Source organism: Loktanella sp. DJP18, from assembly GCF_049310965.1.
Lineage (GTDB): Bacteria > Pseudomonadota > Alphaproteobacteria > Rhodobacterales > Rhodobacteraceae > Loktanella.
In genome coordinates, this window is record NZ_JBMERN010000033.1 from 34,845 (window position 1) to 41,982 (window position 7,138).

Here is a 7,138-nt window from a genome sequence, read left to right on the forward strand (position 1 = left end):
TGGCATGCTGGCTTCGCAGAGGTTGCTTGACCACACCCTACCCGTTCGAAGCCAGCAGCTTGTCCAGCGCACTTTCCATGTCGTGAACGAGCACCGGCGATCGGGCCGCGCGTCCCTGACTGCCCGTCCCCGTTAACCGTTCATCCGCGAGCGGAGAGACAGGTTTACCGTCGACGCGAATTTCATAGTGCAGGTGCGGGGCGGTCGATGTGCCGGTCGATCCCGCAAGGCCAAGCTCGGTCCCGGCGGCGACCCGCTGACCCACGCGCAGGTCTTCGTCCAGCGCACTCAGGTGGGCATAGCGGGTCTGGACACCGTTGCCATGATCCACTTCCACGATGTTTCCATAGCCGCTGCGCTCACCCATGAAGGCCACCTTGCCCGCTTGCGTCGCCTCGACGACGGCACCTTGGTCCGCAGCGAAATCCAGACCACTGTGCATCCGCATCGTTCCGTGCACCGGGTGCATCCGCAGGCCAAAGGACGAGCTGAGCCGCGCGCCCCTGATCGGTTGGTCAAACGTCTGGATCAGACGACCATCCTTGAATATCCGGGTCCGCCGGGACGTGTCGTCCGGCCAAAGGATGTCGTAGCGCCCGTCGGCAAGATCAAGCTGCGCAAAGTCGATGGTCGGATCTCCGACCACGCGGTCGCCGGATCGATGTTCCCGCCACATCAGGCGAAAATGTTCGCCGCCACTCAACCGTGTGCGCAGATCGAACGTCTCTGCCAGGATCAGTTCAAGGTCGGTCGCAAAGCGTGTCGGAATACCGGCACGGTCCAATGCGGCATAGATGGAACTGCCCACTGTCGCCTCGCCGGCACGGCGGATGCTGTCAAGCCGTGGGGCCAGCTTCTGAACGGTGGGTGCATCGCCGAATGTGGCCTGGATGCGCGATCCGTCCTCGATTTCCAGGGTCACCGTGTCCGGGTCGCCATCGTCGGCCAAGGTCAGGGCAAGGCTGTGCCCCGGTTGCAGCCGACGCAGGTCGAACGCGGACCCCAGGGCACCGGTCACCTCACGAATCTGATCGGTATCGAGTCCCGCCTGCGCCAGAAGCCCCGACAGGCTGTCACCGGGTGCCACGACCCCGGTCCAGGTGATCAGGTCTTTGGCCGGTGCGGGGTTGGTCGGGATCGGGTTCGCCGCTGCGCCATTCCGCACCGACGGTCGGTCCTGCTGCGTGGCAACATCGGCCTTTCCCGCTGACGACACCGCGCCTCCGGCCTCGCTGTCCATGTGCAAGACGATGCCAAGGGCCACGCTGCCGGCGACGAGCATGGCTGTCCAGTATCTTAACCTGATCAACATCCTGCCACCCGCTACGTCGCGTGCCTCGCAAGATCCACGCTCGCGCTTATTGAAGCCCCCGACCCCATTTTGCAAGGGAGGTGGAGATAAACCGGCAGAACCCCGCCACGCTACGTGGCCGGGTCCACGGTTCACTTTTCACAAAACGCTAACCCTTCACACCGGAGGAGATCATCACCGCCTCGGTCACGCGGCGTTGAAAGATCAGGTAGGCCAGCACGACCGGCAGCGCAGCCAGCAGCGCCACCGACATCAGACGGGCATAGGCCAGCCCGAATGCGTCGTTGACCTGCGTGATCCCGACGGGAATGGTCATCATGTCCTCTGACGTGATGACGAGAAAGGGCCAGAAGAAAGCGTTCCAGACCCCGATGAAGGTTACAATGGCCAGCGCGGTCGTGATCCCCCAGTTCAGCGGCAGGAACAGCTTGAACAGGATTGCATAGTCGCCGCCGCCGTCCAGCACCGCGGCCTCGCGCATCTCTCGGGGAACGGAGTCGAAGAACTGCTTGTAGACGATGATCGTGACCGGCACGATCAGCTGCGGCAGGATGATGCCGCCCCAGGTGTTGATCAGCCCGAATTGGTCCATCAGGATGAACTGCGTCACGACCAACGCCTGAGACGGGATCATGAAGCTGGCCAGCACGATCAGATATAGCAGCCGACGCCCCGGAAAATTGATCTGCGACAGCGCGTAGGCGCACATCATGCTGATGACGATCACGACAGCGGTCACGATGAACGCAGTGCCGACCGAGTTGATGTACCAGGTCAGCAACTGCGTGTTGAACAGCGCATCCGCATAGTTGCCGATGTTAAATTCGTCAGGCAGCAGACCGGGGCGCGCAACGACGCGGCTTTCGGATCGCAGCGACGTGACCAACGCCCAATAGAGCGGAAAGACCCAGACCATTGCCGCGATCACCGTCACCCCGGTCAGGACGCTATTTTCGAGACGACGGATGTTCATCGACGCGACCTTCCGATGCGGAGAAGTTGGAACTGAAAGACCGACACCACGGCGATCAGCACGAACAGCACCGTCGCGATGGCCGAGGAGTAGCCGCCGTGGTTCAACTGGAACGCCTCACGGTAGACCTGCATCAGCAGGACGTAGGACGAATTGAACGGCCCACCGGCGCTCAGCAGATAGATCTGGTCGAAGATCTTGAGTTGCAGGATCAGTTGCAGCGTCAGGACAAGGGCGGTCACCGGCCAGATCAAGGGCCAGGTGACGCGGGTGAACTGCTGCCAGCGGGTGGCACCGTCCAGGGCCGATGCCTCATACAATTCGGCTGGGACATTGCGCAGGCCCGCGATGAACAGCAGCACGTTGAAACCGGTGGTCCACCAGATCGTGATGGCGGCGATGACGGGCATGACCCACTCGGGGTCCTTGAACACGGCCACCGCCTCGCCGGTGATCGCCGCGATCGCGGGCTGCAGGACACCATACTGGAAATCCAGCATCCAAGCCCAAATCTGCGTGACGACCGACACCGGCAGGACGTAAGGCAGAAAGAACAGCACCATGATGAACGCCTGCATACCGCCCTTCAGCCGATTGATCATCAGGGCAATGGTCAACGCAATGGCAGTCGTGGGCACCACAGTCAGCAGGATGAAGTAGGCATTGTTCCAGACCGATGTCTTGAACAGCCGGTCGCTGGCCAGCCGGATGTAGTTGTCGAAACCGACCCATTCACCCGCGCCGATCAGCGGCGCATTGGTAAAACTGAGCTGCACCATCTTCAGCGTCGGATAAAAGAAGAATACGCTGAAGACGATCACGAATGGTGCGACCAGCGACAGGGCCGTCAGGTTCCGCTTGCGGCGGTTTTCGATCATCGCCATGGGCAGGTCTCCGGGATGGGCGAAGTGACCCGGCCGCGCGGGCGGCCGGGGCGTTCGGTCTTATTGCATCGCTGCGGTCAGATCGTCCTTGATCTGCTGCACGGCCTCTTCGGGTTCGAAGTAACCGTGGATCGCCGGGCCGATGATGTTCAGGGCCGCGTCATAGGTCGGCAAGGCGACACCTGTCAGCGGTGACGGCGGATCGAAGGCCGCGTTGTTGGCCAGCGACGCATACGTCGCGTTCGGCTCCATCGCCTTGTATTCTTCGCTTTCGGCGACGTGCAGGTAAGCGGGAATGTGGCCCGCGTCAGCCCAGTCAATGGCGTGCTCTTCCATCCAGCCGATCACCGTCATGACCGCAGCGCGCTTCTCGCCCGAGATCGTCTCGGCACCTTCGTCTGGGATGGCAAAAGCGTGGCTGTCCGCCCAGGTCGCCTCTGCGCCCATCAGCGGCGGAATCTCGACTGCGCCCCAGTCAAAGCCAAGTGTGCCGTTGGCTGCAGCATCGGTAAAGGTCGGCACTTCCCAAACGCCATTCAGCTGGAATGCCGATTCACCCGAAGAGAACAGCGCGACCGAGGCTTCGTATTCGGCCTGTTCCGGGGTGAAACCCTGCTCCTGCCAGTTCTTCATCGTGGCAATCGCCGTGGCGGCTTTGTCGGCGTTGTCGCCGGGCAGAACCTCTCCATCGACGATGAATTCACCGCCCTGCTGGGACAGCAGCGTGTAAAAGACGCGCCACAGGCCACCATCGCCGCCGGTCTGATAGGTCAGCGGGGTCGCGACACCGGAATCCTTGAGAGATTGCAGCGCCGTGTTCAAATCCTCGAGGCTTTCGATGCCGGTCAGATTGCCATCGGCGTCAAGGTAGTCGGTCCCCTCCAGCAGCGCCTTGTTATAGTAAAGCACAAGCGCGTGGATATCGAAGGGCACAGCGTAAAGGGTGCCGTCAGACGTTGCGGCATCGATCGCTGCTGGAAAGAATTCTTCTCTGGTCAGGCCGGCAATCGCGAGATCCTCATCCGTGATCGGGCTGAGGATGCCCTCTTCCAGCGCCAGGGGCGTGCGGGACAGATGATAGGTCATCACGTCGGGGCCTTCACCCACGGCGGCAGAGGTGCGGACCTTGGTGTAGAACGGGACGCCCCATTCAAGGGTCGTGCCGGTGATCTTGATGTCGGGGTGTTCGCTGTTGAAGCCGTCGATCAGCGCCTTCATCCGCACGCCGTCGCCCCCGCCCAGAAAGTCCCACCAGATGACCTCTTGCTGGGCAAGGGCCGGGGCCGCACATAACGCCAGCGCGCTGGCGGATAGAATCGTCTTGAACAGTTTCATGTCGTCCTCCCTGATTATGCTGCCGGCACGGTTGCCGGTCCGGTTTCGCTCCTCCGACGCACCCGCCCCTCCCGGACGGATACGCCTATCTCAGTCGTTGGCCGTCGGTGTCGAAGACCAGGACATGCCGTGGAACTGCCCCGATGCCGATAGTCCTGCCATCCAGCCTTTCGCGCGATCCCTTGCGTTCCACGATGATCTCACTTTCGTCAGCCAGGCTTGTGTGAAGGTAGAACACGTCGCCCAATTCCTCTGACACCTCGACCCGCACGGGCATCCCTCCATCGGCAATCTGCCAGTGTTCGGGTCGCACGCCGATGTTGACCGTGGTGCCCGGTGCGGCGTCATGGTCCACGGCGGCCCGAAATTCGTGCGCCTCTGACCCTTCCGTGCGCACCACGAGGTTGCCACCATCACGCCCTGTGACTTTTGCGGGGATGAAGGTCATCGCAGGCGATCCGATGAAGCCCGCGACAAAGCGGTTGTCAGGATCGTCATACAGGTCAAGCGGCGCGCCCGCCTGCTGCACGACTCCGTCCTTCAGCACGACGATCTTGTCAGCGAGTGTCATGGCCTCGACCTGGTCGTGGGTGACGTAGATCATCGTTGCCCCGATCTTGCGGTGCAAATGCGTCAGTTCCAGCCGCATCGCGACCCGCAGCTCCGCATCGAGGTTAGACAGCGGTTCATCAAACAGGAACACTTGTGGATTGCGCACGATGGCGCGGCCGATGGCGACCCGCTGGCGCTGCCCGCCGGACAGGGCCGACGGCTTCTTGTCCAGATGGTCGGTCAGTTGCAGGATGCGGGCAGCCTCTGACACCATCTCCTGCACTTTTGCCTTCTTGGTGCGGGCCAGTCGCAGACTGAAGGCCATATTCTCGAACACGGTCAGATGCGGGTAAAGCGCGTAGCTTTGAAACACCATCGCAACGCCACGGTCCGACGGTTCCACCTGCGTCACGTCACGGTCGTCGATCAGGATCGCGCCGTCGGTCGTGTCCTCCAGCCCCGCGATCATGCGCAGCAAGGTGGATTTGCCGCAGCCCGAGGTCCCGACGAACACCGCAAAGCTACCCGTCGGGATGTCCATCGATACGTCCTTGATAACGCGGATGGCTCCGAAATCTTTGGCGACCTTGTTCAGTCGGACTCCCATGCCTCAGCTCACGTCGATGCGAATGACGTGGTAGGACAGGGGCGACAGCTTGCCACGGACTTTCCCGTCTTCGACACCGACACCGGACCCACGGGTCGGCACGATGCGGTCGGGGTTCTGGGCGTCGTTGCCAGTGCGCAGGTCGTGGCCCTCCATCACCAGATGTTCTGACAGCTTGGCCCCCGGAAAGCCGGTCAGCGTCACGTCCAGATCGGCGTCTTCGGTCAGATGCCGGTTCAGCATGAACAGGGTCACGGTCGTGCCAGCCTCGTCCAGCACACCCGCCACGTCGAGATATTTCACCTCGTCCGCGACCCGGCAGTCGTAGGTCTCGGATTCCACCGCCACGTTCAACGCCGTGCCGCGCCCGTAAAGCGAGGCGAACTGATAGGGATAATAGATCGTCTGTCGCCAGGCCGGGCCGTTCTTTTCCGCCCGGATCGGCGCGATGACATTCACAAGCTGCGCGATGCACGCGATCTTGACCCTGTCCGACCGGCGGATGAATTCGTTCATCAGGCCCGCGACGAACAGCGCATCCTCGAAGTTGTAGGTTTCCTCCAGCAGCGCGGGTGCCTCTGGCCAGTCCCAAGACTTGATGTTCTTGGTGTCCTGTTCGCGGATGTGATACCAGACGTTCCATTCGTCGAAACAGATGTGGACATCGTTCTTGGCACGCTTCTTGGACTTCAAGTAGTCGATGACGCCGCCGATGGTCTGGATGTAGCGGCCCGTCTCCTCGATCTTGCCGAAGAAGTTCAGCGTGTCGCGGCTGTTGTTGCCGTAATACTTGTGAAGCGAGATGTAATCGACGTTCTCGTAGCATTCCTCCAGCACCTGCCGTTCCCAGTCGGGATAGGTCGGCATGGCATCGTTGGAACTGCCGCAGACCACCGTCTCGATGCTGGGATCGAACCCCTTGAAAGCCTTCGACGTCTCGTTGGCCAGACGACCGTATTCCGTCGCCTTCTTGTGACCGATCTGCCAGGGGCCATCCATCTCGTTGCCAAGGCACCACATCTTCACGTCGTAGGGGTCGGCCACGCCGTGTTCCCGGCGCAGGTCGCTCCAGGTCGTGCCGCCCTTGAAATTGGCGTATTCGAGGAAGTTGCGCGCGTCCTCTAGCCCGCGAGAGCCGAGGTTGACCGCCAACATCATCTCGATGCCAGCCATTTCGGCCCATTTGCCGAACTCGTTGATCCCGACCTGATTGGTCTCTTTCGACCGCCACGCCAGATCGAGGCGCACCGGGCGCTTGTCCTTCGGCCCGATGCCGTCCTCCCAGTTGTAGGCGGACACGAAGTTGCCGCCTGGATAACGGATCGCGGGAATCTTCAGGTCCTGCACGAACTTCAGGACGTCCGTACGAAACCCGTCGGCGTCGGCATTGGGGTGACCCGGCTCATAAATGCCGCCGTAAATCGCGCGGCCCATGTGTTCGATGAATGCTGAATAGAGCCTGTCGTCGATGCGTG

At 61.6% G+C, this 7,138-nt stretch carries 6 protein-coding genes; all 6 read right to left on the reverse strand.

Translation table 11 applies throughout. From position 1 onward, the window contains the following. Positions 1-37: 37 nt before the first annotated feature. A complete protein-coding gene (locus ACOI1H_RS11675; protein ID WP_422437640.1) occupies positions 38-1,282 on the reverse strand; it encodes a M23 family metallopeptidase in 1,245 nt (414 codons plus the stop codon). Between the two features lie 178 nt (positions 1,283-1,460). Then, positions 1,461-2,285, reverse strand: coding sequence for a carbohydrate ABC transporter permease (locus ACOI1H_RS11680; RefSeq protein WP_422437642.1), 825 nt, complete (start codon positions 2,283-2,285; stop codon positions 1,461-1,463). Then, positions 2,282-3,169: a carbohydrate ABC transporter permease gene (locus tag ACOI1H_RS11685; protein WP_422437644.1), complete on the reverse strand. Its 888-nt coding sequence runs from the start codon at positions 3,167-3,169 to the stop codon at positions 2,282-2,284. The genes ACOI1H_RS11680 and ACOI1H_RS11685 overlap by 4 nt, the downstream gene beginning before the upstream one ends. A 60-nt stretch (positions 3,170-3,229) precedes the next feature. After that, positions 3,230-4,504: an extracellular solute-binding protein gene (locus ACOI1H_RS11690; RefSeq protein WP_422437646.1), complete on the reverse strand. Its 1,275-nt coding sequence runs from the start codon at positions 4,502-4,504 to the stop codon at positions 3,230-3,232. Positions 4,505-4,589: 85 nt separating this feature from the next. Beyond that, the gene (locus ACOI1H_RS11695; protein WP_422437648.1) at positions 4,590-5,663 is read right to left on the reverse strand and encodes an ABC transporter ATP-binding protein; all 1,074 of its coding nucleotides are present in this window, start codon (positions 5,661-5,663) and stop codon (positions 4,590-4,592) included. A 3-nt stretch (positions 5,664-5,666) separates the two neighbouring features. Then, positions 5,667-7,138, reverse strand: a 1,472-nt coding sequence (locus ACOI1H_RS11700; protein WP_422437649.1) for an alpha-N-arabinofuranosidase, incomplete at its 5' end; no start/stop codon positions are given.